At 70.4% G+C, this 3678-nt stretch carries 2 protein-coding genes; both read right to left on the bottom strand.

The genetic code is table 11. The annotated features are described in order from the left end of the window. Window positions 1–3092, bottom strand: a 3092-nt coding sequence (locus tag G7A99_RS16745) for an efflux RND transporter permease subunit (protein ID WP_163142258.1), incomplete at its 3' end; no start/stop codon positions are given. A 3-nt stretch (window positions 3093–3095) separates the two neighbouring features. Continuing rightward, a partial coding sequence (locus tag G7A99_RS16740; protein WP_163142255.1) for an efflux RND transporter periplasmic adaptor subunit occupies window positions 3096–3678 on the bottom strand: 583 nt, incomplete at its 5' end.

Below are 3678 nucleotides of genomic sequence, written 5' to 3'. Positions count from 1 at the left end.
ACGTTGGCCCCCAGCATCAGCAGGCACGGCGTGAGCACCAGCGTGAGCGCCGTCGCGAAGGTGAGACCGCCGGCGATGGCGCTGGAGAGCTGGGCCCACCACTGGGTGGACGGGGCGTTGTACTGCACCTCCCGCCCGATGATGTCGACGTTGAGCTTCAGCACCATCGGCATCAGCCCGAGCACGGTGGTCACGGAGGTGAGCAGCACCGGCCGCAGCCGCTGGGCGGCGGTCCTCAGCACCGCCTCCCGCGCCGCCATGCCTTCCCGGCGGAGGACGTTGTAGGTGTCGATGAGCACGATATTGTTGTTCACCACGATGCCGGCCAGCGCAATCATCCCCACCCCGCCCATGACGATGCCGAACGGCCGCTGGGTCGCCAGCAGGCCGAGCAGCACGCCGGCGGTGGAGAAGAGGATGGCGGAGAGCACCAGCACCGCCTGGTAGAGGCTGTTGAACTGGGTAACCAGGATCAGCGCCATGAACAGCACCGCCACGATGAACGCGTTCGAGAGAAAGGTCTGGGCCTCGCGCTGATCCTCGTCCTGGCCGGCGAATGCGATCTCGACGGACGGCGGCATGTCCGCCTCGCCGATGGCATCGCGCAGGCGCTGGACCTGGGTGTCCGCCAGCACGCCGGGGGCGACCTCGGAGGCGACAGTAAACGTCCGCCGCCCGTCGACGCGCTCGATGGTGCCGGTGCTCGGCCCCGGCCGCTGGGTCACGAAGTTGGCGATGGGCACCTGGCCCTGGTCGGTGGGCACACGCAGCAGACCCAGTGTCTCCAGGCTGCGGTCCTCCGGCGGGAACCGCACACGGATATCCACCTCCTCGTCCGCGTCGTCCGGGCGATAGTCATCGAGCAGCACCCCGTTGGTGACCAGCTGCACCGCATTGCCCACGAGCTGTACGTCCGCGCCATAGCGGGCGGCACGTTCGCGGTCCACCTCCAGCCGCCACTCGACCCCGGGCACCGGGCGGTTATCCTCGGTGTCGCTGAACCCACCGAGCTCGTCCATCAGCGTGCGCACCCGCTCGACCCCGGTGTTCAGCGCCTCCGGCCGGTCCGCGCTCACCCGCACCTGGATCGGCTTGCCCTGGGAGGGCCCCGACTCGGCCTTGCGGACCTCGACGCGAATGCCGGGCAACGGCGCGGTGACATCGCGGATCCGCTGCATGATCTCCGCCGCCGGTGCACGCTGGTCCCAGTCGCGGAACTCGAGCTGGATGACGCCCACGGTATCCGGCGAGACGTTCTGCATGCGCTCCGGGTCGCTTATGGTGCGGGCGTAGACGTGCTCGATGGACCCGAATCCGAGCAGACGCTCCTCCACCGCCCGGACCAGGGCATCGCGCTCCCATACCGACAGATCGCCGCGGGCATGGACCTGGACCTGGGCGAAGTCCGGCTCCACCTCGGGGAAGAACTCCACGCCGCGGCCGAACAGGCCGTAGGCGGCATAGGTCACCACCACCGTGGCGACCATGCCGGCCAGGACCAGACCCGGCCGGTCCAGGGCCCGCGAGAGCATGCGCACGTAGCCGCCGACAAAGCCGCGCAGGCTCGCGAGATCGCCGCGTTCCGCCGCCTCCAGCGCGGCGGCGTTGGCCGCGCTCGCCGGGTCGCGGCGTGCGATCAGCCCGCCGAGCACGGGAACGAACACCAGCGCCATGGCCAGCGAGGCGGACAGGGTCAGGAGCACGGTAATGGGGAGGTATTTCATGAACTCCCCGACCACGCCGGGCCAGACCGTGAGCGGCAGGAACACCGCCAGGGTGGTGGCGGTCGAGGAGATCACCGGCCAGGCCATGCGGGTAGCCCCGTGCAGGTAGGCGTCACGCCGCGGCCAGCCCTCGGAGAGCCGGCGTTCGGCGAGCTCCACCACCACGATGGCCCCGTCCACCAGCATCCCCACCACGAGGATGAGGCTGAACAGGACCACGATGTTCATGGTGTAGCCGATCAGGTACACGGCCAGGATGCCGGCGAGAAAAGACCCCGGAATGGCCATGCCCACCAGCAGCGCGGGCCGCCAGCCCAGCGCCGCAATGATCACCACCATCACCAGGATCACGCCGGCGAGGACGTTGTTCTGCAAGTCCCGCAGCATGGTGCGGATGTCTTCGGAGCGGTCCTGGAGGTAGGCCACCTGCAGGCTGTCGGGCCACTCCCCCCGGGCCTGCTCGACCACCTCCCGTGCCGCGGCGACGGTCTCAATGATGTTGGCCCCGACGCGCTTGGAGATCTCCAGGGTCAGGGCGGGCTGACCGTCGACCCGGGCGAACTCGTCGGGATCCTTGTAGGTGCGGCGGATACTGGCGACGTCGCCGAAGGTCACGACCCGGTCACCGCTGGTCTTCACCGGCAGGGTCATGACGTCGTCCAGGTCCTCGACCAGTCCGGGGACCTTCACCGCGAGGCGCCCCGCCCCGGTGTCCAGGGCTCCCGCGGCGACCAGGAGGTTATTGCCGCTCAGCACCGAGAAAAGCCGCGCATAGGAGACGCCGTAGGTCTCCATCACCCGGCGGTCCACGATGATCTCCATGACCTCCTCGCGGTCGCCACCGACATCCGCCTCGAGGATGCCGGGCAGGGCCTCGAGGCGGTCCTGCAACCGCGTGGCGACGTCCACCAGGGTGCGCTCCGGCACCGGCCCGGACAGCGCCACGGTGAGCACCGGGAACAGTGCGACGTTGACCTCCTGGACCGCCGGCTCCTCGGCCCCCGGCGGCAGGTCCGACTTGGCGATGTCCACCTGCTCGCGCACGTCGGCGAGGGCCCGGTCGGCGTCGAAGCCCGCCTCGAACTCCAGCACGATTGCGGTATAGCCCTGGGCCGCGGTGGTGCGCATCTCCTTGAGGCCCTCGATGGACTGGAGCTCCTTCTCCAGGGGCCGGGCCAGCAGCCGCTCGCCGTCCTCCGGGGAAATGCCCTCGTAGGCGACGGAGACATAGATGATGGGGATGGCGACGTCGGGCTCGGCCTCCTTCGGGATATCCCGGTACGCCTGCCAGCCCATCACGGTAATGATGAGCAGGAACAGCAGCACCGTGCGGCTGCGCCCGAACGCCGCGGCGATCAGCCGGCCCACGGCTCAGCCCGTCTCCGGCAACGGGGCGGCGGGCGCGGGGACACGCCCGTCGAGCTTCAGGGGCGAGTCCGCGGCGTCCACCGGGGTCACCGGCTCTCCGGCGCGCACGAACCCCTGACCCACCGTGATCACCCGCGCACGCTCCGGCAGGCCGCTGATCCAGACCCCGTCGCGCTCGGCGCGGACCACCGAGACCGGGTGGAAGGCCACCCGGCCCTCATCATCGACGGTCTTCGCCCCCAGGGCGCCGTCGTCGCCCAGGGTCAGCACCGCAGGGGAGACGAAGTGAGCACTGACCCGGTCGGCGGGCAGCCGGACCGTCGCGCTGACCCCGGCAGGGACGTCGCCCCCGCCATTGGGCACCGCCACCTCCACACGGAAGGTGCGGGTCTCCTCGTCCGCGGTGGCGGCGACGTAGTCCACCTGCCCCTCGCGCTCGACGCCGGTGGCAAAGCGCACCCGCGCCGCGGTGCCCACGGTCACGCGGGCGATGTCCTGCTGGGCGACGAACACCGTTACCCGCAGGGGGTCGAGATCGACGACCTCCGCCACCTCGCCGCCGGCGGTGAGGTAATCGCCCTCCTCC

Source organism: Arhodomonas sp. KWT (assembly GCF_010993615.1).
This window is presented reverse-complemented; position numbering and strand designations above follow the sequence as displayed.